The 24,486-nt window shown below is 62.9% G+C and carries 21 protein-coding genes; 7 read left to right on the top strand and 14 right to left on the bottom strand.

What is annotated here, in order from left to right:
- Positions 1–117: 117 nt before the first annotated feature.
- The 13 genes from F8A10_RS19090 to cbbR form a co-directional block, all read right to left on the bottom strand.
- On the bottom strand, positions 118–2,025 hold the full coding sequence (locus F8A10_RS19090; RefSeq protein ID WP_152368214.1) for a bifunctional 5-dehydro-2-deoxygluconokinase/5-dehydro-2-deoxyphosphogluconate aldolase: 1,908 nt from the start codon (positions 2,023–2,025) through the stop codon (positions 118–120).
- Positions 2,022–2,828: a TIM barrel protein gene (locus F8A10_RS19085; RefSeq protein WP_152368213.1), complete on the bottom strand. Its 807-nt coding sequence runs from the start codon at positions 2,826–2,828 to the stop codon at positions 2,022–2,024. The genes F8A10_RS19090 and F8A10_RS19085 overlap by 4 nt, the downstream gene beginning before the upstream one ends.
- 9 nt (positions 2,829–2,837) lie before the next feature.
- Positions 2,838–3,848 carry a Gfo/Idh/MocA family protein gene (locus tag F8A10_RS19080; RefSeq protein WP_085502340.1) on the bottom strand — a complete coding sequence of 337 codons (1,011 nt, stop codon included), beginning with the start codon at positions 3,846–3,848 and terminating at the stop codon, positions 2,838–2,840.
- Positions 3,849–3,850: 2 nt separating this feature from the next.
- Positions 3,851–4,753, bottom strand: coding sequence for a sugar phosphate isomerase/epimerase family protein (locus tag F8A10_RS19075; RefSeq protein ID WP_152368212.1), 903 nt, complete (start codon positions 4,751–4,753; stop codon positions 3,851–3,853).
- Positions 4,754–4,760: 7 nt separating this feature from the next.
- A complete protein-coding gene (locus F8A10_RS19070) occupies positions 4,761–5,879 on the bottom strand; it encodes a Gfo/Idh/MocA family protein (RefSeq protein ID WP_152368211.1) in 1,119 nt (372 codons plus the stop codon).
- Positions 5,880–5,884: 5 nt separating this feature from the next.
- Positions 5,885–6,808 carry a sugar ABC transporter substrate-binding protein gene (locus tag F8A10_RS19065; protein WP_010395425.1) on the bottom strand — a complete coding sequence of 308 codons (924 nt, stop codon included), beginning with the start codon at positions 6,806–6,808 and terminating at the stop codon, positions 5,885–5,887.
- Positions 6,809–6,818: 10 nt separating this feature from the next.
- Positions 6,819–7,829 carry an ABC transporter permease gene (locus F8A10_RS19060; protein ID WP_010395428.1) on the bottom strand — a complete coding sequence of 337 codons (1,011 nt, stop codon included), beginning with the start codon at positions 7,827–7,829 and terminating at the stop codon, positions 6,819–6,821.
- Positions 7,830–7,841: 12 nt separating this feature from the next.
- Positions 7,842–9,353: a sugar ABC transporter ATP-binding protein gene (locus F8A10_RS19055; protein ID WP_010395429.1), complete on the bottom strand. Its 1,512-nt coding sequence runs from the start codon at positions 9,351–9,353 to the stop codon at positions 7,842–7,844.
- Positions 9,354–9,423: 70 nt separating this feature from the next.
- On the bottom strand, positions 9,424–10,365 hold the full coding sequence (locus F8A10_RS19050; RefSeq protein ID WP_085502338.1) for a sugar ABC transporter substrate-binding protein: 942 nt from the start codon (positions 10,363–10,365) through the stop codon (positions 9,424–9,426).
- A 224-nt stretch (positions 10,366–10,589) separates the two neighbouring features.
- A complete protein-coding gene (locus tag F8A10_RS19045; protein WP_010395433.1) occupies positions 10,590–11,621 on the bottom strand; it encodes a LacI family DNA-binding transcriptional regulator in 1,032 nt (343 codons plus the stop codon).
- Between the two features lie 122 nt (positions 11,622–11,743).
- Positions 11,744–12,547, bottom strand: coding sequence for a DUF72 domain-containing protein (locus F8A10_RS19040; RefSeq protein WP_152368210.1), 804 nt, complete (start codon positions 12,545–12,547; stop codon positions 11,744–11,746).
- A 69-nt stretch (positions 12,548–12,616) separates the two neighbouring features.
- A complete protein-coding gene (locus tag F8A10_RS19035; protein ID WP_227493548.1) occupies positions 12,617–13,654 on the bottom strand; it encodes a GlxA family transcriptional regulator in 1,038 nt (345 codons plus the stop codon).
- Between the two features lie 126 nt (positions 13,655–13,780).
- Positions 13,781–14,710, bottom strand: a complete 930-nt coding sequence (cbbR, locus tag F8A10_RS19030) for a LysR family regulator CbbR (protein ID WP_085502336.1) — start codon at positions 14,708–14,710, stop codon at positions 13,781–13,783.
- Positions 14,711–14,806: 96 nt separating this feature from the next.
- On the opposite strand from cbbR, the gene F8A10_RS19025 reads away from it, so the two are divergent.
- The 7 genes from F8A10_RS19025 (at position 14,807) to cbbX (ending at position 22,672) form a co-directional block, all read left to right on the top strand.
- Positions 14,807–15,799: a class 1 fructose-bisphosphatase gene (locus F8A10_RS19025; RefSeq protein ID WP_152368208.1), complete on the top strand. Its 993-nt coding sequence runs from the start codon at positions 14,807–14,809 to the stop codon at positions 15,797–15,799.
- Positions 15,800–15,820: 21 nt separating this feature from the next.
- Entirely contained in the window at positions 15,821–16,693 is an 873-nt protein-coding gene (locus F8A10_RS19020) for a phosphoribulokinase (protein WP_010395443.1), read from the top strand.
- A gap of 16 nt (positions 16,694–16,709) precedes the next feature.
- Positions 16,710–18,713, top strand: coding sequence for a transketolase (tkt, locus tag F8A10_RS19015; protein ID WP_152368207.1), 2,004 nt, complete (start codon positions 16,710–16,712; stop codon positions 18,711–18,713).
- Positions 18,713–19,792: a class II fructose-bisphosphate aldolase gene (fba, locus tag F8A10_RS19010; protein ID WP_085502333.1), complete on the top strand. Its 1,080-nt coding sequence runs from the start codon at positions 18,713–18,715 to the stop codon at positions 19,790–19,792. The genes tkt and fba overlap by 1 nt, the downstream gene beginning before the upstream one ends.
- 14 nt (positions 19,793–19,806) lie before the next feature.
- A complete protein-coding gene (locus F8A10_RS19005; RefSeq protein WP_010395449.1) occupies positions 19,807–21,270 on the top strand; it encodes a form I ribulose bisphosphate carboxylase large subunit in 1,464 nt (487 codons plus the stop codon).
- A gap of 12 nt (positions 21,271–21,282) precedes the next feature.
- The gene (locus F8A10_RS19000; RefSeq protein WP_152368206.1) at positions 21,283–21,675 is read left to right on the top strand and encodes a ribulose bisphosphate carboxylase small subunit; all 393 of its coding nucleotides are present in this window, start codon (positions 21,283–21,285) and stop codon (positions 21,673–21,675) included.
- A 73-nt stretch (positions 21,676–21,748) separates the two neighbouring features.
- Complete coding sequence (gene cbbX, locus F8A10_RS18995; RefSeq protein ID WP_152368205.1) at positions 21,749–22,672, top strand: CbbX protein; 924 nt, start codon at positions 21,749–21,751, stop codon at positions 22,670–22,672.
- Between the two features lie 462 nt (positions 22,673–23,134).
- Here the strand turns inward: cbbX and qhpG are convergent, their stop codons facing one another.
- Positions 23,135–24,397 carry a flavin-dependent monooxygenase QhpG gene (gene qhpG, locus F8A10_RS18990; protein WP_010395455.1) on the bottom strand — a complete coding sequence of 421 codons (1,263 nt, stop codon included), beginning with the start codon at positions 24,395–24,397 and terminating at the stop codon, positions 23,135–23,137.
- Positions 24,398–24,486 lie beyond the last annotated feature (89 nt).

The following is a 24,486-nucleotide window of genomic DNA, read 5'->3' as shown; positions in this document are numbered from 1 at the left end:
GACCCGTGCCCATGGCGCGCGCCCTGTCTGCTTCTTTCGTGCCCAAATATCCCGGGGTGAATTGGCCGCAGGCCAAGAGGGGCAGAGCCCCTCCCCTGCAGCCGCGCCTCACCCCGCTCATGCAGCGACCCCGGCGCCCGTCCGGGCCTGATCCCAAAGCGCGCAAAGCCGCCCATAGCGACTGACCATTTCGGCTACCGCCCCGGCATCGTCGCAACGCCCGACAAGCCAGTCGCGCGCCACCGAGCCAAAGATCGTCCGCCCGACAGCAAAGCCGCGAACCAGCGGATATTGCGCCGCCTTGGCAAAACTGGCCGCAAGCTCACCCTCAGGGGCGTCCAGCCCCAGCACGACGATGCCGCGCAGCCAGGGATCATATTCCTCAATCACTGCGACCGCCTGCTGCCAGGCAGCATCGCTTTGCAAAGGCTCAAGCTTCCACCAGTCGGGATAGACCCCGATCTCATACCAGCGCCGGATCAGCGTCGCCGTGGTGCCGTCATCGACCGGCCCGACCTTCGAGGGGATGACCTCCAGCAGGAACTCCAGATCATTGGCCCTGGCCGCCTCGTAAAGCCGGGTAATGGTCGCCTCCTGATCGGCACGCATCGCAGCATCGTCGTCCGGGTGGCAAAAGCACAGCACCTTGACCACCTGACCCGCAGGCCATTCCGACAGCCCCTGACAGGCCGCGCCCAGATCGGGCTCAAGCCGCAGGGGACGCGAGCCCGGCCATTCGCAGGGCCGCCCGACCCAAAGCCCGGTACCTGCCGATGCATGCAGCGCCTGCCGGCCCAGACGGTCGTCGCAAAGGATACCATAGCCAGGACGGCCGCCCTGCACCTCCAGTGCCGCCTTCAGGCAAAGCTGCTTGAAGGCACCGATCCGTTCGGGCGTCGCGCCCTCCAGCTCTTCAAGCTGGATACGGTGGTCAAAGGCAAAGGCGCGGATATCGCCTTCAAGCGGCGGCAGATTGGTGGCGCGATGGACCCGCTCCAGCTCTGCGTCCTTGCGCAGCGCCCGCTCGCGTATACCGCGCTTAAGAAAGAACTTCAGCTCATCAAGACTTGGATAGGCCGGGGTGCAGCCATGGCGGCTGACCGCAAAGGCCCCGCAGGCATTGGCATATTCCAGCGCCCGTGACCAGTTTTCGCCATCAAGCCAGCCTTTGAGCAGACCCGACATGAACCCGTCGCCCGCACCAAGGACGTTAAAGACCTCGACCGGAAAGCCCGGACCGGTCACGCCGCTGTCCCAGCCCTCGACCGCGCCTTCAAAGGCCACCGCTCCGGCCGCGCCGCGCTTGCACACCAGCACCGCCGGCGTCAGTGCACGCACCGCGCGCAGCGCCGTCAGCGTGTCGGTCGAGCCACCGGCGATGTGGAATTCCTCCTCGGTGCCGACGATCAGATCGAACAGCGGCAGATGGGCCTGCAGCTTGGCCGTTACCTTGTCGCTTGCGATAAAGCGGTTCTCGCCGTCGCCATGACCCGAAAGACCCCAGAGGTTCGGGCGATAGTCGATATCCAGCGCCGTCTGCCCCCCGTGCTGACGTGCCAGCCGCAGCGCCCTGAGCACCGCAGCCTCGGTGCGCGGGTGGCTCAGATGGGTGCCGGTCGCGACGACCGAACGGGCCTCGGCGACAAAGGCTTCGTCAATGTCTTCTTCGCTCAGCGCCATATCGGCGCAATTCTCGCGATAAAAGATCAGCGGGAACTGCTCTTCGTCGCGAATGCCCAGCAGGACCAGCGCCGTCAGCCGCTCGGGGTCGGTTTTGACCCCGCGCACATCGACACCCTCGCGTATGAGTTCCTCGCGGATAAAGCGGCCCATATGCTCATCACCGACCCGGGTGATCAGCGCCGAGCGCAGCCCCAGACGCGCCGTGCCGCAGGCCATATTCGTCGGAGACCCGCCGATATATTTGTTAAAGGAGCGCATGTCCTCAAGCCGCCCGCCGACCTGAGCGCCATAAAGATCAACTGAACTGCGGCCAATCGTGATAATGTCAAGACGATGCGTCATGCCCCTGCCTCCTGAGCCTGGCCAACTGCCTGCCGCACCAGCGCCATGCTTTCGCGCAGCGCCGTCTCGATATCATCAAGGGCGTGAACCTCGGGCGCGAAGGGTTCAAAGCTGACCGGACCGTCATAGCCATCAGCCAGCAGCGCGCGCAGCTGCGCCACATTTTCAAGCCGGTCGTCGCCATCGACAAGCACGCGATGTGGGTCAAGCATCTGATCGGCCGCAAGGGCCGGATCGGTCACGCCCGAGATATGCACAAGCCCGGTGCGATGGGGAAAAAATTCGGTTTCCCCCGCCAGATGATGGTGGAAGGTGTCATGCAGCAGGCCGAACGCCTCGAACCCTCCGGCCTCGGTGATCGCGGCTATGGCATCGGCCTTGCGCCTGAGCGAGCTTTGCGGAAAGCCCAGTGGCTCGACCAGCCCGGTCAGGCCGCGAGGCTGCAGGATTTCGCGCAGCCTGTCCAGTGCCTCGACCGTGCGGGAATGCGCGATCGGGGAGCCATCGTTCAGCGGGCAAAGCACCAGCGCCCTGGCCCCTGCCCCGGCCGCGAAATCTGCCAGACGCCCGGCGCGGCTGGCCAGATCGTCGCTCCACCGGTTAAAGGGGTAAAGCGCGTTGACCGACAGGATGGTCAGGCCGGCATCACCTGCCAGCCGCCCGACCTCGGCCGGGTTCTTGCCAGTCACATCGGGCAGGTCGTTGCGGATCTCGACCTCGGAGCAGTCAAGCTTGCGTGCAAGGGCAAAGAACTGCGCCAGCGACAGACGCGGAGCGACGATATGGTTCAGGGCAAAGCGCATGACCGGACCTCAGGCGTAAAGAGAGGGACGAGCGGGCAGGTCGATGCTGACCGCCTGACCCTCGGCCTCTTGCGCGGCGACACAGGCATCGGCGGTCACGGCGGCGACATAGCCATCCCATGCGGTCGGCCCTGCTGCGGTACCCTGCGCGGCTGCTTTCAGGAAATCGGCCAGTTCATAATCATAGCTGTCGATAAAGCGATCCTTCCAATCCATCAGGATCGGCTGGCCCAGCACCGCACCCGAACGGGTCTGAATGCCCATCGGCTCGGGCAGGCGGGCGATGCCGTCCTCGCCCACGATCTCGCACTGGATGTCGTAACCGTAGTGGCAGTTCACAAAGATCTCGACGTCGATCACCACGCCGCCTGCGGTTTCCAGCACCACGACCTGAGGATCGCGCAGTTTTTCATGGGCGCGCGGGCTCTTGCGCGGAAAGAAAACGCGGGCGCTGGTGTAATCGTCATCAAGCAGCCAGCGCAGCACGTCGATTTCATGGATCAGCGTGTCATGGATCGCCATGGGCGTAACATAGTTTTCACCCACCCGCGGGTTGCGATGCGCGGCATGAACCATCAAAGGCGCGCCGGTGACCTCGCTGACCGCCTTTTTCAGCGCGACATAGCCCGGGTCATAGCGACGCATGAAGCCGACCTGCACCAGCCGCTTGCCAGCAGCCTGTTCGGCCTCGACGATGCGGCGCGCACCTTCTGCGGTGGTGGCCAGCGGCTTTTCACAAAAACAGGGCTTGCCGGCAGCGACGGCGGCCAGGACATATTCCTCATGCGTCTGGCCCCAGGAGCAAACCAGGACCGCATCGACATCCGCGTCGCGGATCAGCGCATGGGGGTCGTCAAAGATGCGCGCTTCGGGCGCATATTGGCGCTGGCAGGTTTCGGCATTGGCGCGGTTGACATCATTCAGCGCCGTGACCCGCGCGCCGGCAAGCACCTCATTGATGCGCCGGGTATGGTCCTGGCCGATGGCGCCGGTGCCGATCACTCCGATCTTCAGGGTCATTGTCATTTGCTCCAATAGGTGTCGATGTAGCGCTGCATTTCACGGCGCATGAACTTGCCGGATTCGTCTGCGCGGTCTTCCCAGGCAAAGACGCAGGCGGTCATGATGCCGTCAAAACCGATCTCGGCCAGAGTGGCGAAAAAGTCGTCCCAGGGCACCTCGCCCTGACCGATATCAAGATGCTGGTGGATACGCGCCTGGGCCCCGGGCGGGTTCATGATGTAGCGCAGACCGGAGCTGGCGCGATGGTTGAAGGTGTCGCCGACATGGACATGAGCCAGCACATCGGCAGCCTCGCGCAGCATCGCCCGGGTGTCATCGCCGAAATAGAACGTATGGGGCGCGCAATACAGGAACCGGACACGCGGGCTGTTCACCGTGCGGATGATATCAAGCGCGGGTTGCAGCGTCTCACACCAGTCCTCGGGGTGGGGCTCGATGTTGAGGCTGATCCCTTCACGTTCAAGGACCGGGACCAGCTCGTCCATCGAGCGCCACCAGGCATCCTCACACGCTTCGATCATGCTGCCGGTATGGCAGCAGTAGCACGAGCCCTTGTCGGGATGCGGGCCGCGGCCGAATTCGCTGTTCATGGTATCTACGCCCAGCTCGACGGCGATTTCGATGGCGCGCTTCCAATGGCGGACGGCGGCCTGCCGCTCGGTCTCGTCATTGCTGGCCCAACGATACATGGGCAGCAGGCTGGCGATGCCGACATCCGCATCTTTCAGTGCCTTTTTCAGTGTCCTGATGCGGTCGGGAAAGACGCGCGGGGCCTTGAACCATTCCAGAAAGTCGCCACGCGGGGACAGTTCGATCCAGTCAAAGCCAAGCTCTTTGACCTTGGCCGGGATCTGCTCCAGCGGCAGATGGCGGTGCATGAAGGGGTCGATGGCAATTTTCATGACGTCCTCAGAATAAGACGGGCTGGCCGGTGCGGGCCGAGCGCGCCATACCGTGAATGATCCGCTCGATCGTCAGACCGGCGGTGAAATCGGGCCATGCGGGGATGCCGCCGGCAATGGCCTGACGCAGCATCTCGGCCTCGACCACCTTCTGTTCGTTAAAGCCAAAGTTATGGCCCGCGGCGGGACAGAAGGCGGCAAAGCCAGGCTGCGCCGGACCTGTCAGGATGCGGCGGAAACCGTCGGTCTCGGCCTGCCCGGGCTGATAAAGCCACAGTTCATTCATCCGCTCCTGATCGAAACGCAGCGTGCCTTCGGTGCCCTGCACCTCCCACGCAAGACGGCAGCGATAGCCACGCGCCACCCGCGAGCATGAAAATTCGCCCGAGGCGCCCGAGGCAAAGCGGATCAGCGCCTGTGCCTGATCCTCATTCTCGACCGTGGCGGTACCGCCCTGATGCGGGCGTTCGGTCACGACCGTATCCATCTGCGCCTGCACACGCGCGACCGGCCCCATCAGCGCAAGCATGACCGAGACCAGATGGCAGCCAAGATCCCCCAGCGCGCCAAGACCGCCCTCGGCCCGGGTCAGCCGCCAGCTCCAGGGCAGCTCGGGGTCGGCCATGTAATCTTCGTCATAGACGCCCCGGAAATGGATCGGACGGCCAATCGCACCCTGCGCCACCAGATCAGCGGCAGCGCGGAACGCGGGCGAGCGGGTGTAGTTATACCCAAGGATCGTTACCCGGCCTGCGGCACGGGCGGCAGTCTCCATCGCCTCGGCATCCTCGACGGTCAGGGCCATCGGCTTTTCCAGCCAGACATGCTTGCCAGCGGCCAGCGCCGCCTCGGCCATCTCGCGGTGCATCCCGTTCGGCGTGGTGATCGAGACGACATCGACCGCCGGATCGGTCACCGCCGCGCGCCAGTCGCCGGTACCGCGTGCGAAGCCAAAGGCCGAGGCGAGTTCCGCCGCCCGTTCGGCCGGCGTATCGGCCAGAACCTCAAGCCGGGGCGGCATGCCGCCAAAGGCCGTGGCCAGATTGCGCCAGGCCATCGCATGGCACTTTCCCATGAACCCGGTGCCGATCAGGGCGACACCGAGTGACTTTTGCGTTGCGGTCATGCTGGTTACTCGTAGTTCGAGATATTCTCGGGGGTGACGGGTTCGAAGGGCACCCAGATGTTGCGTTCAGGCTTTTCGCCACGGGCCATGGCCAAGGCTGTCTGGACGGCGACCTCACCCTGACGGGTGGCGTTTTGATAGACGGTCACGTCCAGATCCCCGGCCCGCATCGCCGCCAGCCCGTCGGGCGTTGCGTCGATACCGGCGACGACGACCTTTTCCATGGCGACGCCCGCAGCCTTGAGCGACTGAATTGCGCCGATCGCCATCTCATCATTGTTCGAGATGATCGCATCAAAGGCGACGCCCGAGCTTAGCCAGTTGGTCGTGATGTCCTGACCTTGCGTGCGGTTCCAGTTGCCGACCTGCTTGTCGACGATCTGCATCCCCGAACATTCCGGAGTGGCGATCACCTCTTCGATATCGCGGGTGCGGACGGCCGAAGCCTCGTTTTCCAAGGGACCCATCAGCACCAGCACATTGCCCTTGCCGCCCAGCAGCTTGCAGACCTCGCGCGTTTGCATGGTGCCGCTTTCGATCTCATTCGAGCCGACAAAGCTGGTCCCTTCGGGCAGGGCTTCGTGGTTGATCGGCGGGTGGTTCACATAGACCAGCGGCACGCCCGCATCGACGGCCGCCTGCGTCATCGCCGGGGTCGCCGCGCCATCGACGGCATTGACGATGATCGCATCGACGCCATTGGCGATAAAGTTCTGGACCTGATTTTGCTGGCGGGCAACGTCAAGCTGCGCATCCTCAAGGATCAGTTCGGCGCCGTCCTTGCCCGCCTGATCCTTGATGCCGTTCAGCAGGATGGTCAGGAACGGGTTGTCAAAGCTGGTCATGGCGACCCCGATCCGGGTCTCTCCGGCCCATGCCGGAGAGGTCAGCCCAAGGATCAGCGCCATTGCGGTCAGGCTTTTCATCATTGCCCCTCCCTCAGACTTTTTTGCGTTTTTTCTGGCGATAGACGTCGGCGACGACCGCCGCGACGATGATCACGCCCTTGATCATTTCCTGATAGTAGGCGTCGAGCCGCAGGAAGGTGAAACCCGAGATGATGACGCCAAAGATCACCATGCCGATCATCGTGCCCAGGATCGAACCGCGCCCGCCGGTCAGCGACACGCCGCCGATCACGGCCATGGCGATGGCGTCAAGTTCGTACATCGTACCCATGCCGGCCTGTGCCGTCAGGCCGCGCGCCGCAACCACGATCCCCGCCAGCGCCGACAACAGCCCGGCGATGGCATAGATGCGCACCAGCTGACGTTCGACATTGATGCCCGAGACGCGGGCGGCCTGCGGGTTTGCACCGATCGCATAGGTGAACTTGCCATAGCGGGTATAGCGCAGCGCAATGTGAAAGATCAGCGACACCGCAAGAAAGATGAACACCGGCATCATGCCCCGGCCGATGGCCGCAAAGCCGTCCGAGGGAAAGCTGATCGGCTGACCCTTGGTGTACCATTTGGCAAAGCCGCGCGCCGTCACCATCATGCCCAGGGTGGCGATGAAAGGCGGGATCTTGGTATAGGCGATCAGTGCACCGTTGATCATGCCGCAGATCAGGCCGAACAACAGACCGACCGCGACCGGGATGATCACCGGCAGACCCGTCAGGTCGGGATAGACCGCGCGTTCATATCCGGCAGCCTGTGCAAGGCTCATTGAAATCATCGCGGTTGCCCCGACGATCGAGCCCGAGGACAGGTCGATCCCACCCGAGATGATGACCTGCGTCACCCCGATGGCGATGATGCCCACCACCGAAACCTGCAGGATCATGATAGAGAGCCGTTGCCAGTTGCCCAGAAACGACTGACCCTGTGTGATCCAGCCCAGAATTTCAAAGGTCAGGCAGATCCCGACCAGAACCAGAAGGATGTTTAATTCCGCCATCATCGGGCGGTGCCGGCGCTGCGGCGTGGCCATGCTTGCGTCTGACATGGTGTCCTCTTGTTACTTGGCGGCCAGCGACATGATCTTGACCTGATCAGCCTCGGCCCGGTCGAGAAAGCCCGACACATGACCTTCATGCATGACCATGATGCGGTCGCTCATGCCCAGCACTTCGGGCATTTCCGACGAGATCATGATGACGGCCACGCCCTGTGCGGCCAGATTGGTGATCAGGCGGTGGATCTCGGATTTCGCGCCCACGTCGATCCCGCGCGTCGGCTCATCAAGGATCAGGATGCGCGGCTCGGTCAGCAGCCAGCGCGCGATCAGCAGTTTCTGCTGGTTGCCGCCCGACAGGTTCTCGACCGTTTCGTGCAGACTTGGGGTCTTGACCCGCAGCTTGCGCGCCATTTCCTCGGCCTTTGCGGTGATGGTCTTGCGGTCGATAAAGCCGTTTTTGACGTGGTTGCGGGTGATCAGCGCCGACTGGATGTTTTCAAGACAGTCGAGGATCAGGAAACAGCCCGTCTCTTTGCGGTCCTCGGTCAGGAAGGCCATGCCATGCGCCATCGCGTCCGATGGGCAGGTGATGCGTACATGCCGCCCGTCGATCAGAATGTCGCCGATGGGCGCGGGATGAACCCCAAAGATCGCCTCGGCCACATTCGAGCGTTTCGAGCCGACAAGCCCGGCGATGCCCAAGATCTCGCCCGCGCGGACGTGAAAGCTGACATCATCGAACACGCCCGGCAGGGTCAGGTTGCGCACCTCAAGGACGGTGTCGCCGATGGGGCAATCGACCTTGGGGAACATATCGGTGATCTCGCGCCCGACCATCATGCGGATGATGTCGTCGCGGGTCACATCGGCGCTGGCATGGGTGCCGACATATTTGCCGTCGCGGAATACGGTGAATTCATCCGCAATCTCGAACAGCTCGTTCATCTTGTGGGTGATGTAGACGATGCCGATACCGCGCGATTTCAGGTCGCGGATGATCTGGAAAAGATGCTCGACCTCGGCTTCGGTGATGGCGCTGGTCGGCTCGTCCATGATCAGCACGTCCGAGTTGTAGCTGACGGCCTTGGCGATCTCGACCATCTGCTTTTGCGCGACGGTCAGTTCGCTGACTTGCTGATCAGGGTCCAAACGGATGTTGAGCCGTCCAAGCAGGTCCGCCGTCATCTGCCGCATGCGGCCATGATCGACAAGACCGAGCCGGTTCAAAGGCTCGCGCCGGATCCAGATATTCTCGGCCACCGTCATCCAGTTCATCAGGTTCAGTTCCTGATGGATCATGGCGATGCCCGAGTTCAGCGCATCAAGAGGCGTCCTGACATTCAGCGGCTGGCCGGCAAAGCGCACCTCGCCACCGTCAGGGGTATAGACGCCGGCGATAATCTTCATCAGCGTCGATTTACCGGCCCCGTTTTCGCCCATCAGCGCATGGACAGTGCCCGGACGGATGCGCAGCTGCACCCCGTCCAAAGCCTTAACACCGGGAAATTCCTTGGTGATATTATCCACTTCCAGGATATATTCGCCCTGCCAGGCGTTGGTGCGGTCAAGCATCGACCTTTCCCCCTTCTTGCATGGTCGGACGGGGCGGGCGCGCAAAACCGGCGCCGCCCCGCCGCAAGCATCAGTTCTTGGAAAGGAACCCGTCCACGTTCTGCGGCGTAACAAGCTGGAACGGGATATAGACCTTTTGATCGACCTTTTCGCCGCGGGCGAGCTTCAGCGCGGTATCAACCGCACCGGCACCCTGCCCCGCCGCATCCTGAAAAACCGTTACATCAAGATCGCCAGCCTTCATCGCCGCCAGCGCATCCTGAGTCGCGTCGATACCGCCGATCACCACATCATCCATCGAGCGGCCAGCCGCTTTCAGTGCCTGAATGGCGCCGATCGCCATCTCGTCATTGTTCGAGATGATCGCGTCAAACTCGGTCCCGGCCGACAGCCAGTTGGTGACAAGATCGGTCGCGGCAGTACGCTGCCAGTTGGCGGTCTGTTCCTGGGCGATGGTAATAAAGCTGCATTCGGGCGTGGCGATCACGTCCTTGATGTCCTGCGTGCGCATCCGTGCCGCCTGGTTCGACAGCTCGCCCATCAGGATCACGGCCCGGGCCTCGGTCTTGCCCTGTTCCTTGAGAAGGCGGCAGATTTCCTGCGTCTCAAGCGTGCCGGATTCCTTTTCGTCCGAGGCCACAAAAGCCTGATTTTCCGGCAGGCTGTCCAGGTTGACCGGCTGACGGTTCACAAAGACCAGCGGGATACCGGCATTCTGGGCCGCCGCGCTCATCGCCACGGTCGCATCGGTGTCGACCGGGTTCACGATGATCGCATCGACACCCGAGGCAACGAAATTCTCAATCTGGTTCAGCTGTTTGCCGACATCATTCTGGGCGTCGTCAATCTGAATGGTTACCCCGTCAAGCGAGGCGGCGTGCTCCTGCATACCATTGCGCAGGACGGTCAGGAAATTGTCATCAAACAACGCCATGCTCACGCCGATATTCTCGGCCATGGCCGCGCCCGAAACCGAGATGGCACAGGCAGTGGTCAACAGAAATACTTTCATTCTTGTCCTCCCAATCGGTTCCGCAGGCCGCTGGCCCGCGCAATCGCGGGCCGCCCGGCAGGCGCCGGCCTCCGATCCATGAACAGCCCGCATTCCCTCTGCTTGCGAACCGTGATGAAAGGTTTCCTTCAGAAAGCGATTCTGGTCAAACTTTTTGAGAAAGATTTTCCATCATGAATGATAGAAAATGGCGCGCTTATGATGTTTTTCCATCATAATCTTGCCTAAAGACTTTCCGGGGTGACAACCAATGAGGTGACAAAGCGCTGGCCGGGATTTTCGGCCATGCCATGTTCCAACACATGAGCGACTGCACCCAACAGATCATGGGCCAACGGCTGCAACGGTGTCGCAAGCACGACTGAAACCACGCCCTGCATCAGCCCTTGTCGCGATTCCGGGGTCAGCTCGTTCACGATCAGCGCCACCTTGCCGCCAAGACCCAATTCGCGGATTGCGGCAATGGCACCCTCCATCCCGCCGCCGGCGCAATAAATGCCAGCAAGATCAGGGTGACGGGCGGCGATGTCCAGCGTCGTCTCATAAGTCAGCTGCCGCGTCTCAAGGTTGATCATCGTGTCAAGAAAGGCGATCTCCGGCGCATATTCGCGAAAATAGCTGCGAAAACCCGTCTCGCGCAGGTCATGGCCGTGAAACCGGTGGCCGCCGATGAACAGCGCCAGCTTTCCCGGACGACGCATGATGCGATGCATGAGCCAGGCAGCCGTGCGCCCGGTCTTAAGGTTGTTGGTGCCCAGATACGCCTCACGTACACCGGGCGCAAAATCGGACAGCAGCGAAAACACCGGAATTCCCCGTGCGCGCAGCATGGTCACGGCCGAGGTTACGTCATGATGGTCAACGCCGGTCGCGGCGACGGCCTGCACCTTGCCAGCCATCCCGGCGATGGTTTCGGCAAAATCGGCGGGTGACTGACCGGGGGAAAAGCGCACCGTCAGCCGCCAGCGATGCAGAGGGTCCTGACGTGCCGCCTCTTCGATCCGGGCGGCAAAATCCTGATAAAAGGCATGTCGCTCTTTTTGCAGGACGACGCCCAGATGCAGCTCGGGCATATGCGCCAGCGCCCGCGCCCGGATCGCCGGGGCTGCGTGATAGCCGACTGCCTCGGCCGCCTCCGAAACTTTGCGGGCCGTTTCCTCCCGCACCTTTGCACGACCGTTCAGCACCCGATCCACCGTCGCGACACTGACTCCGGCAGCTTTGGCTACATCTTCGATCGTCGGGCGTCCCGTCATACTCACCTCATAGCTATGAGGTGAATCGTGATGGACTTCTGTCAAAAATGCAATGCCCGTCAGACAGCCATCAGACCATCTGCCGTCAGGTTTGGTGCGATCATGCCTGCAAGCAAAGGCCCCTAGCTCAGGCGTTGGATCAGCGCCATCGCCGCCTGCGGGTTGCGCGCCTTGTGACCGCTGATGACGTATAGATAGACGTCGCGCGGGCCCAAGGCTGCACTCGGCCCCACATAGTCCAGCCCCTCGGGCAGGCCGCCGGCGGCCCAGGTTCGGACCCGATCAGCCCAAAGGTCCAGCAATGCCGGATCATAACCCAGCGGCTGATCCTCGGTCGTGCCCATGATGCGGGCATAGACAAAGGGCGCGGTCGGATCGGCGATCTGCGGATAGGGCCCGTCGGCTGCCACCACCGCCGCCACGCCGTATCTGCGCAGCAAGCCGGGAAACTCGGGGGTGCGAAAGCTTTCATGCCGGACCTCGACCACATGCCGCAGTGTCCTGCCGTCGATCGAGCTGGGCAAAAGCTTCAGGAAAGCCTCAAAATCCTCGGGCTCGAATTTCTTGGTCGCCATGAATTGCCAGTTGATCGGGCCCAGTTTGTCGCCAAGCAGCATCACCCCGCTAGAGAAAAAGCGGGATATCGTCTCTTCCGCCCCGGCCAGCACCTTGCGGTTGGTCGCATAGCGCGGCGCCTTCAGGGAAAAGACAAAACCTTCCGGCGTCTCGTCATGCCATTTGCGAAAGCTGTCAGGTTTTTGCGAGCCGTAATAGGTCCCGTTGATTTCGATCGAGGTCAAAGAGCGGCTGGCATGCTCCAGCTCGCGCCGCTGAGGCAGGCTTTCGGGATAGAAACTGCCGCGCCAGGGTTCATAGGTCCAGCCGCCGATGCCAATGCGGATGCTGCCCGCCATATCCTTGTCCATACCATGCCCCTTCATCTGTGCGACTCAGGGGATCATAGCTCAGAGAGGGGCGCTGTCCGAAACTTGCCTTCAATCTGCGGCGCGTTTCCGCGTCAGCGAGAATTTATAGGGCGAAACGCCGTATTGCGTCCGGAACACCTTCGAGAAATACGAAGATGAGCCAAAGCCGCAGGCCACCGCCACTTGCATGACACTAAGATTTGTCTCGGTCAGCAGCGAACGGGCGTGCTGCAAGCGCACCCGGTTGAGATATTGCAGCGGCGTCGTGTCCAGATAGCGCTGGAACAGCCGCTCAAGCTGACGGCGCGAGATGCCAAGATGGCGCGCGCATTCGCCAAGGTCGATCTCATCCTCGACATGGGCCTCGATATAGGCGACAGCGCGGATCAGGTGGTCGTTGCGCGTGCCCAGACGGACCGACAGCGAACTGAGCTGCTCTTCCTCGCCCCGGCGGATCTGGCCCAGCAGGCACATGTTCATCACCGCCTGGCTTAGCTCGGCACCGTAGTAATCTTCGATCAGCTTCAGCGCCAGCTCTGCCGAGGCGACGCCCCCGGCACATGTGACGATGCGGTCGTCGATGCAAAAGATGCGCCGCTCGGGCGAAAGATCGGGGTATTTCTCGGTGAAGTTCGGGATATTTTCCCAATGCAGGGTAAAACGATGGCCGTTCAGGATGCCCGCCCGCGCCAGGGCATAGGCGCCGGTGCACAGCCCCCCGACTGTGCCGCCGTGCCGCCATTGCTTGCGCAGCCAGTCAGTCAGTTCAGCACTGCAGCCCGCGTCAGGCTCGACCCCACCGCAGACAAGGACGTAATCGGATGAGCCTGCCTCGGAAAGCGGTGCATCGGGCAAGACCGGCACCCCGTTGGAACAGGCGATGGGCGCGCCGCTTTCGCTGTGCACGCGCCATTTGAACAGCACCTTTTCGGTCATCTGGTTCGCGGCGCGCAAAGGCTCGATGGCCGAGGTAAAGGCCAGCATGGTAAAGCGGGGCATCAACACGAAAGACACCGTGACCGGCGGGCGCGAGGGGGGCGGAATCTTCACATGGGCAATGCCCCGCGCGATATAGCGTTCGCTTTCCTCGGCAACAGATTGCGGCACGTGATTCACCCGTCTTTCGCCCGGTCCTCCCGACCCGGCGTCACCTTCGCATTGCCACAAGGCACAGGGCCCTGCCAAGCCCCAGACTGCGGACCCGCGTGCATTCGTGCAACGCGTGCCCGATGGTCACGATACGACCGTCGGCAGAAAGCCCCCCTTCAGCGCCAGAATATGGTCATGGACACGCTGACCGGCAGGCGACAGCGCCATATCCTCGCGCCGCAACAGGAACCAGCTGCGCTGGATCGGCAGCCCCACCGCCTTCAGCGCCACCAACCGTCCCGAGCGCAATTCCTCGGTCACGGTGTGCTGCGAGATAAGCGCGATCCCCAAACCAGCGATCACCGCCTGTTTGATCGTCTCATTCGTGCCCATCTCGACCATGCGCCAGGGGGTGCCGTCGCCGATTCGATCCAGAAACCGCGTCATCAGGATACGGGTGCCAGAGCCGGGTTCACGCGCCAGATAAGTCTCGGCCAGCAGGTCCTGCGGCAACGCGGGATCAGCATGGGCCAACGGATGATCCGGGGGTGCGACGATGATATGAGGATGGGGGCCGACCGGTTCTGCCACCACCGCAGGACTGCGCGGCGGACGGCCCATGATCGCCAGATCCAGCGCCCGAGAGGTCAGCCACTGGATCACCGCATCGCGGTTACCGATGCGCAGCGTCACCTCGACATCGGGCAGGATCCGGCGCAGTTCGGCGACCAGCCTTGGGGCAAAGTATTTTCCGGTCGAAACCACCCCCAGAGAGACATTGCCGGTATGGCCGCTTTGCAGCGCCGTGACCCGCCGCGCACAGGTCTCCAGCGCCACGGCGATCTGGGCCTCGGCCTCCAGAACCGCCCTGCCCTCATCGGTGGCAAGAAAGGCGCCGTGCTCTCCTCTTATGACCAAAGGCGCAGACATCAGATCCTCAAGCGCCCGCAGCTGGCTGTGAACGGCGGGTGGGCTTAGCCCCAGATTTCCCGCCGCACCCGTCAGAGAGCCGCTGTCGATGACCGCGCGCAATACGCGCAGCTGCCGCAGGGTGATCGCGTCCACACGTGCCATTCATTTTTTCCGAATTGGATTTCTACATTTTTAAATGTTCCTTAAAATCTGACCGTGTCAACAAGAAGGCGGGACGCGTTCCAGAGGGAGGAGCCGATGACCGCCGAAACCATTCAGACCGACCGGATTCCCCGGCACCTGCAGCAGGCCATGCAAGCCATTGCCGGTGCCGGGGCACAGCTTGCCGCCATCATTCGCCGCGGTGGCGATCTGGCCGCAGCGGTCGGGACCAACTCAGACGGCGACCGGCAAAAGGCGCTGGATGTCATCGCAGATGATCTGTTCCGCGAGGCTCTGGCCAGTGCCGGAGTGCGCTGGCTTGCCTCGGAAGAGCAGGAAGAGACCGTGGCGCTGGACCCTCAGGGCAGCCTTGCCGTGGCGATTGATCCGCTGGACGGATCGTCCAATATCGACACCAATGTCTCGATCGGCACGATCTTTTCGATCTACCCCGCCGCTGAGACGGGCGAGGCCAGCTTTCTGCGCCCGGCCCGCGAACAGATCGGCGCAGGTTACATCATTTATGGCCCGCGCTGCGCGATGATGGTCAGCTTTGGCGAAGGGGTTCAGCAATACGTGCTTGATCCTGACAGCGGTCGCTTTCTGCTGGCCGAGGCGCGGCAGGAATTGCCCGATTGCGCCTTTGAATTCGCGATCAACGCCTCGAACTACCGGCACTGGCCACAGCCGATCCGCGCCTATATCGACGATTGCCTTGCTGGCCGCGATGGCCCGCGTGAGCAGAATTTCAACATGCGCTGGATCGCCTCTTTGGTGGCTGAAACCCACCGCATCCTGATCCGCGGCGGGGTGTTTCTTTATCCCTCGGACACCCGCAAAGGGTATGAGCGCGGCCGGCTGCGCCTGCTTTACGAATGCGCCCCCATCGCCTTCCTGATCGAACAGGCTGGCGGAGGGGCGACGGATGGGCTTGCCCCGATCCTCGACCAGCGCATCAAGGCGCTGCACCAGCGCACGCCCTTTATCTTTGGCTCGACCGACAAGGTCACGCGCATCGCCGTCTATCACGACCTGCCGGAAGCCGAGGTCTCGGCTCTCTTTGGCCAACGCGGCCTGTTCAGGGCCTGACCTGCACTCCGGGGAACGAATATGAGCAAGAAACACCCGATCATCTCTGTCACCGGCTCATCCGGGGCTGGCACCACCACCATCAAAAACACCTTTGACCAGATCTTTCGCCGCGAAAAAATCTCGGCCGTCAGCATCGAGGGTGATGCGTTCCACCGCTATGACCGCGCGGCGATGAAAGCCGAGCTGGCACGGCGGACCGAGACGGGCGACCACACCTTCAGTCATTTCAGCCTGGAGGCCAATGAGCTGAAGCGGCTGGAACAGGTCTTTCGTCAATATGGCGAGACGGGCACCGGCCAGACCCGCCATTACGTCCATGACGAAGCCGAGGCCGAACGTTACGGCGTACCCCCCGGCCATTTCACCGCATGGGAGGATTTCTCGCCGCAATCGGACCTGCTGTTCTACGAAGGGCTGCATGGCGCGGTGCGCAGCGGCGATATCGACATCGCGGGATACGCGGATCTGAAAATCGGTGTCGTGCCGGTCATCAACCTGGAATGGATCCAGAAGATCCACCGCGACAAGGCAAGCCGGGGCTACTCGACCGAAGCCGTCACCGATGTGATCCTGCGCCGGATGCATGCCTATGTGCATGTCATCTGCCCGCAGTTCACCGAAACCGACATCAACTTCCAGCGCGTGCCGGTGGTCGATACCTCGAACCCGTTCATCGCCCGCTGGATCCCGACGGCCGACGAAAGCCTTGTCGTCATCCGCTTCAAGAACCCGCGCGGCATCGACTTCCCCTATCTGACCTCGATGATCCAGGGCTCATGGATGAGCCGGGCGAATTCCATCGTCATTCCGGGGCCGAAGCTCGACCTCGCCATGCAGCTGATCCTGACGCCGATGATCCTGCGTCTGGTCAGTGAATCCAAACGCGCCTGAAGGGAGGGTCCAGGCAATGAACCAGATGGCAAGGATCGACACCAGCATGGAAACGCAGATGGCGAATGCCATTCGCGTACTTGCCATGGATGCTGTCGAGGCGGCCAAATCCGGCCATCCCGGCGCCCCCATGGGTATGGCGGATGTCGCAACGGTGCTGTTCAACCGCTTTATCAGGGTAGACCCTGCGGATGACAAATGGCCCGACCGCGACCGTTTCGTGATGTCGGCGGGCCATGGCTCGATGCTGGTCTATGCGATCAGCCACCTGCTTGGCTATGACGACATGGGCATGGACCAGCTGCGCGCCTTTCGCCAGCTTGGCGCACGTACTGCGGGCCACCCCGAATACGGCCATGCAAAAGGGATCGAGACCACGACCGGCCCGCTTGGGCAGGGTATCTCGACCGCTGCCGGCATGGCGCTGGCCGAGCGGATGATGAACGCGCGCTTTGGCAATGATCTGGTCGATCACTGGACCTATGTGATCTGCGGCGATGGCTGCCTGATGGAGGGCATCAGCCACGAGGCCATCGACTTTGCCGGTCATCAGCAACTGGGCCGGCTGATTGTGCTGTGGGACGACAACGGCATCACCATCGACGGCGATACCGATCTGTCGACCTCGACCGATCAGACAGCACGCTTTGCGGCCTCGGGCTGGCATGTCCAGGCCGTTGACGGCCACGACCGCGAGGCGGTGGCCGAGGCGATCGGCAAGGCACGCGAGGATGCCCGCCCCTCGCTTATCGCCTGCAAGACGGTGATCGGCTTTGGCGCACCGAACAAACAGGGCAGCCATGACGTGCATGGCGCGCCGCTTGGCGCCGAGGAAATCGCCGCCGCCCGTGTCAATCTGGGCTGGCCGCACCCGCCATTTGAGATCCCACAGGATATCCTGACCTCCTGGCGCTCTGTCTCGGCGCGAGGGGCCGAGGCGCGGTCGGCGTGGCTGGAACGGCTGAACGCGTCCCCCGACAAGGCCCGTTTCAACGCCATGCTGGCCGCGCCCGACGCGGTGGCGCTGCGCGATGCCATCCGCAGCCATAGCGCAAAACTGGCCGCCGACCGGCCAAAGGTCGCGACCCGCAAAGCCTCGGAAATGGCACTGGAGGTCGTCAATGCGACGCTGAAAAACACCGTGGGTGGCTCGGCCGATCTGACCGGATCAAACAACACGCGCAGCAAGGGTATGGCGGCGGTGACGCCCACAGACCGGCAAGGCCGCTATATCCATTACGGCATCCGCGAACATGGCATGGCCGCAATCATGAACGGCATCGCCCTGCATGGCGGGTTCCTGCCCTATGGCGGCACCTTCCTTGCCTTCAGCGACTATTCCCGCCCGGCGATCCGGCTGGGGGCGCTGATGGGGGTGCCGGTCGTCCATGTGATGACCCATGACTCGATCGGGCTGGGCGAAGACGGCCCGACCCATCAGCCGGTCGAACATGTCGCGGCGCTACGGGCGATCCCGAACCTGATGGTGTTCCGCCCCGCCGATGCGGTCGAAACCGCCGAAGCGTGGGAAATCGCGCTGACCTCGCCTTCGACCCCTTCGGTCCTGTGCCTGTCGCGCCAGAACCTGCCCGCCGTCCGGCTGGAACCCGGGGATGAGAACCTGACCCGCCAGGGTGCCTATGTCCTGCGCGAAACGACCGGCGCGCGCGATGTGACGCTGATCGCCACCGGGTCCGAGATCGAGATTGCGCTTGGGGCCGCCGATCTGCTGGCCGTGCAGGGGGTCCGCGCCGCCGTAGTCTCGGCCCCGTGTTTCGAACTTTTCGCCGCCCGTCCCGACGCCGAACGCGAAGCGGTCCTTGGCCGCGCCCCGCGCATCGGCATCGAGGCCCAGATCCGTCAGGGCTGGGACGGGCTGATCCTGCGCCCCGGCGACGGGTTTGTCGGCATGACAGGCTTTGGCGCCTCGGCCCCTGCCCCCGCTCTTTACCGGCATTTCGGCATCACCGCCGAACGTGCCGCCGATCTTGCCAACCAGCTTATCCAGGGAGGAAAGTGATGGCTCTCATCACGCTGCGACAGCTTCTGGACCATGCCGCCGAACATGGCTACGGCGTGCCTGCCTTTAACATCAACAACATGGAACAGGGCCTGGCCATCGTCAAAGCCGCGGCCGAGGTCGATGCGCCGGTGATCCTGCAAGCCAGCCGGGGCGCCCGCTCATATGCCGGCGACATCATGCTGCGCCGCATGGTCGAGGCCCTGGCCGAGATGAACCCGACCATTCCGATCTGCCTGCATCAGGATCACGGCAATAACCTTGCCACCTGCATGTCGGCGATCCGTCACGGCTTTACCAGCGTGATGATGGACGGCTCGCTTAAAGAGGACATGAAGACCCCCGCCGATTACGACTATAACGTCGCGGTGACGGCAAAAGTCGCCGAAGCCGCCCATGCCGTCGGCGCCTCGGTCGAGGGGGAGCTGGGTGTCCTGGGCTCGCTTGAAACCGGCGAGGCCGCGGCCGAGGACGGCTCGGGCGCAGAGGGTAAGCTGGATCACAGCCAGCTTCTGACCGATCCCGATCAGGCGGTGGATTTCGTGACCCGCACCCGCTGCGATGCACTGGCCATCGCCTGCGGCACCAGCCACGGAGCCTATAAATTCAGCCGCAAACCTGATGGCGACATCCTTGCCATGCATGTGATCGAGGCGATCCATGAACGCCTGCCCGGCACGCATCTGGTGATGCATGGCTCAAGCTCGGTGCCGCAATATCTGCAGGACCTCATCAACGAGGCCGGTGGCGAGATGCCCCAGACCTACGGCGTCCCGGTCGAAGAGATCGAACGGGGCATCCGCCACGGCGTGCGCAAGGTGAATATCGACACCGATTGCCGCATGGCGATGACGGGTCATTTCCGCAAGATCGCCCGCGAGGCACCGCAGGAATTCGATCCACGCAAGTTCATGATCCCGGCAATGAAAGAGCTGACTGCGCTGTGCCGCGACCGGTTCGAGCGATTTGGCACCGCAGGTCATGCCGGCAGGATCAGGGTCATCCCGATGGACGAGATGGCCAGACGCTACGCGTCGGGGGCGCTGGACCCGGCCATCACCGGCGCACGCGCCGCCTGAAAGGAGGAGTTCCCATGAACGAAATGACCAAGACCGAAATCACCGACAAGAAAAAGCGTTACGCCGCAGGCGTGCTGAAATATGCCCAGATGGGCTATTGGGACGGCGACTACCAGCCCAAGGATACCGATGTGCTGGCGCTGTTTCGCATCACTCCGCAGGAAGGGGTCGACCCGATCGAGGCGGCAGCAGCCGTGGCCGGCGAAAGCTCGACCGCAACCTGGACCGTGGTCTGGACCGACCGGCTGACCGCCTGCGACCAGTATCGCGCCAAGGCCTATAAGGTCGAGCCGGTGCCGGGCACTCCGGGCCAGTATTTCTGCTATGTCGCCTATGACCTGATCCTGTTCGAGGAAGGGTCGATCGCCAACGTGACCGCCTCGATCATCGGCAATGTGTTCAGCTTCAAACCGCTGAAGGCCGCGCGACTGGAGGATATGCGCTTTCCAGTGGCCTATATGAAAACCTTTGCCGGCCCGCCCACCGGCATCGTGGTCGAGCGTGAGCGGCTGGACAAATTTGGCCGCCCCCTCCTTGGCGCGACCACCAAACCCAAGCTGGGGCTTTCGGGCAAGAACTATGGCCGCGTGGTCTATGAGGGTCTCAAGGGCGGGCTGGACTTCATGAAGGATGACGAGAACATCAACTCGCAGCCCTTCATGCATTGGCGCGACCGCTTTCTTTACTGCATGGAGGCGGTGAACAAGGCATCGGCCGCCACCGGCGAGGTCAAGGGGCATTACCTCAACATCACCGCCGGCACGATGGAAGAGATGTACCGCCGCGCCGAACTGGCCAAAGAGCTTGGCTCGGTCATCGTCATGGTCGATCTGATCGTCGGCTGGACGGCCATTCAGTCGATCTCGAACTGGTGCCGGCAGAATGACATGCTGCTGCACATGCACCGCGCCGGCCACGGCACCTATACGCGGCAGAAAAACCACGGCATCAGCTTCCGCGTCATTGCCAAATGGCTGCGCATGGCCGGTGTCGACCACCTGCACGCCGGTACCGCCGTCGGCAAGCTTGAGGGCGATCCCCTGACCGTGCAGGGCTATTACAACGTCTGCCGCGAACTTTATAACGAGGTCGACCTCGCCCGCGGGATCTATTTCGAACAGGACTGGGGCAACCTCAAGAAGGTCATGCCGGTCGCCTCGGGCGGGATACATGCCGGACAGATGCACCAGTTGCTGGATCTGTTCGGCGATGATGTCGTCCTGCAATTCGGCGGCGGCACCATCGGTCACCCGATGGGCATCCAGGCCGGCGCAACGGCAAATCGCGTGGCGCTGGAGGCCATGGTGCTGGCCCGCAACGAAGGCGTGGACCTGAAAAGCGAGGGGCCCGAGGTCCTGCGCCGTGCCGCCAAATGGTGCAAACCGCTGGAGGCCGCCCTGGATACCTGGGGCAACATCACCTTCGACTATACCCCAACCGACAGCTCGGACTTTGTTCCGACCCCGTCCGTCAGCTAAGGGAGACATCCGATGCGTATCACTCAGGGTTGCTTTTCGTTCCTGCCCGATCTGACCGACGAACAGATCAGGGCCCAGGTCGAATATATCCTGTCCCGCGAATGGGCCGTCGGGATCGAATTCACCGACGAACCTCACCCCCGCAATACCTATTGGGAAATGTGGGGCAACCCGATGTTCGACCTGAAGGACGCCAAAGGCGTGATGATGGAGCTGGACGAATGCCGCAAAGCCCATGGTGACAGCTATATCCGCATCAACGCATTTGACAGCACGCGCGGTTGGGAGACGGTGATGATGTCCTTTATCGTCAACCGCCCGGCAAGCGAGCCGAGCTTGCGCACCTGGCGGACCGAAGCCGACGGTCGTCACATCCGCTATACCCATGAGCTGGTCGGCCGTTGACCGCACTGTTGGCCCGGGGGCTGTCTGCCCCCGGACCCCCGAGGATATTTTTCCACGAAAGAAGAGCTGAAAGATGGATGGGGATGCAGGCGACACGCTCGCCACGGTCGATCTGAAGGCCGAATATGAAACCTCTGGCGTGCGCGAGATTCTGGATGAGCTGGAGCGGGAGCTGATCGGGCTTGCGCCGGTCAAGCAGCGCATTCGTGAAACCGCGGCGCTGTTGCTGGTAGACCGGGCACGGCGCGAGCTGGGGCTTGCACATGAGACCCCGACCCTGCACATGAGCTTTACCGGCAATCCCGGCACCGGCAAGACAACCGTGGCCCTGAAAATGGCGGGGCTGCTGCATCGGCTGGGCTATGTGCGCAAGGGCCATCTGGTCAGCGTGACCCGCGATGATCTGGTCGGACAATATATCGGTCACACCGCACCCAAAACCAAGGAAGTCCTGAAAAAGGCCATGGGCGGCGTCCTGTTCATCGACGAAGCCTATTACCTTTATAAGCCGGATAATGAGCGCGATTACGGGCAGGAGGCGATCGAGATCCTTTTGCAGGTGATGGAAAACAACCGCGACGATCTGGTCGTCATCATGGCCGGTTACGCTGATCGTATGGATCGCTTTTTCGCTGCCAATCCGGGGTTTCGCTCGCGCATCGCCCATCACATCGAATTTCCGGATTATACCGATGAGGAGCTGGGCCGTATTTCGGCCTCGATGCTGGAAGGTCAGGGCTATGCGTTTGACGAAGGCGGGCGGCAGGCGATGGAGGAATATATCCGTCTGCGCCGCGAGCAGCCGCATTTTGCCAATGCCCGCTCGATCCGCAATGCGTTGGACCGGGCGCGGTTGCGACAGGCGAACCGGCTGTTTTCCGCAGACGGCCCGGTTGATGCCCGCGCCTTATCGACCATCACCGAGGCTGATATCCGCCCAAGCCGCGTGTTTTCCGGCGGCCTTGACACAGACGGACACAGAGCAGACGCAGACTGAAATTTCCCTTTATCTGCGGCCGTTTGTCGCGCATGGCACGGGGTTGAAAGGCACCGTCCCGGCCCCATCTGTAAAAATGACGGTGACCGCCGTCGGAGGATGTTTTTCCAGAGGGGGAGCAGCGTGAAGCGTTACAGCTGCCATGCCAAAGAAATTCGGGTTGTGACGGCGCTTGGTTTGCCCCGGTCGCAGTATATGCCCTGATCGGGCGGGCGACCGGGGACAGCCAGTCTTTTCCGTTCACCTCGAATTATAAAGGTTCCGACATGCTTCGCTCATTCCTGCCTGCGGTTTGTCCGCAATGCGGGCGGAACGTGCCGCGTGCCGCCGCCGGTCGCTGTCCGTTTTGCCGCACCTCATTCGACGTCCCTCGTCCCGCCTTTCGTCCCCGTTTCGCCCGCCCTGCCGGCGCTGGGCGGGGTGAAGCCGGACAGCGACCGGTGAGGCAGACGCCCTAACCCTTCAGGCCGAGGCGCGGGTGGTGTCATGCGGGGCGATTTCGTCCAGCAGGCGCCGCGCAAGCGCCGGGGCGGCGACGCCCCAGCGCGCAGCCAGCGCCTCGGCCCCGCCCTGCTGCCAGAGTCGCCAGACCTCGGGCGCGGGAACAGAGCCAAACCAGCCGATCCCAGAGGGCGCCCGCACCGTACGCAGCACCTCGCGTTCCGTAAGAAGACCGTTTTCGACCACGATGGCGTTGATGATGGCGGGACATTGGGGAACATCCGAGGCAGGTTCGTCGTCGGGAAAAGCCCGACGAGCAGTCCAGAAGGGTGCATCCTGAAAGCGGGTCTCAGCGCGCAGAAAATCACGGCCGATGCGGGCCTGATGCAGCGCCGTTTCCCGGGCGCGGCTGTCGAGGAAACGACGGCAAAGCTGTCCGGAACCGGGATGCGCGGCAAGGGTCCGGCGTACGGCGGCAACGGCAAGCGCACTTGAAACCGCCCAGAACTGGCCGTGACCTGACAGCGGGTCCATCGCGGCAAGAGCATCACCGACCCGCAGAAGTGACATATCCGCAAGCGGGGCGGGCAGACGTAGTGCAGCCTCGCGCGCCAGAACCTGACCCAGGGGGGCGGCGGCAAGTACCGGCTCGGCCTTGGAAATGATGCCGTGCAGCCGGTCAGCAGGGCTGCCCTTACCCACCGCATCCAGCAGTGCCTGGGCCCATATCCGACCATCGGGCAGCGCCACACGCCAGAGCCAGCCTTGGGCGACCGCAGTCAGCCGAACGCCCGGCGCCACCGCCTTTGCCTTGACCCAGCCGCTAAGCGCGATGGTCGCCGGACCGCTGGTCCCCGCCGCGGGGGCCTTGCGGCCGCGGGCGTCGATCACCATGGGCGCGGCAATATGCGTGCCGTCCGAAAGCTCGACCCCGCCCGGCGCGGGACGACCACTGGCCACGATCAGCCGCACGCCCTCGGTCACGGCCATCCGGCGCAGATGCGCGTCCAGCGCACCGCGCAGCACCACATGTTCAGAATTGCTCTCGCTGATCCCGGCCCAGTCCACCTGACGGCGAAGCGGACCGCGGATGGCCGTAAACCCCTCAAGCAACCCCTGCGTGGCAAGCCAGTGGTGCAGACGCGGGCTTAGCCCCTCGACGCGCGGGGTCTGGCGGTCGGGGTCGATCAGCAGGACGCTTAGCCCGTCCCGCGCCGCAAGCCAGGCCGAGACAGCGCCCGCCGGTCCACCTCCCAGCACGATCAGATCGGTCCGGCAAACCATCCCTGTCCCCTTGCCGCTGCGATAATGGGCAGTCTGGGGCGGTACAGGGCAGCGATACCTGACATTTGCGGCCAAAATCCCCCGCCGCG

This window comes from Paracoccus kondratievae, assembly GCF_009301415.1.
Lineage (GTDB): Bacteria > Pseudomonadota > Alphaproteobacteria > Rhodobacterales > Rhodobacteraceae > Paracoccus > Paracoccus kondratievae.
The sequence above is the reverse complement of the archived record's forward strand: the minus strand, read 5'-3'. Positions and strand labels throughout refer to the sequence as shown.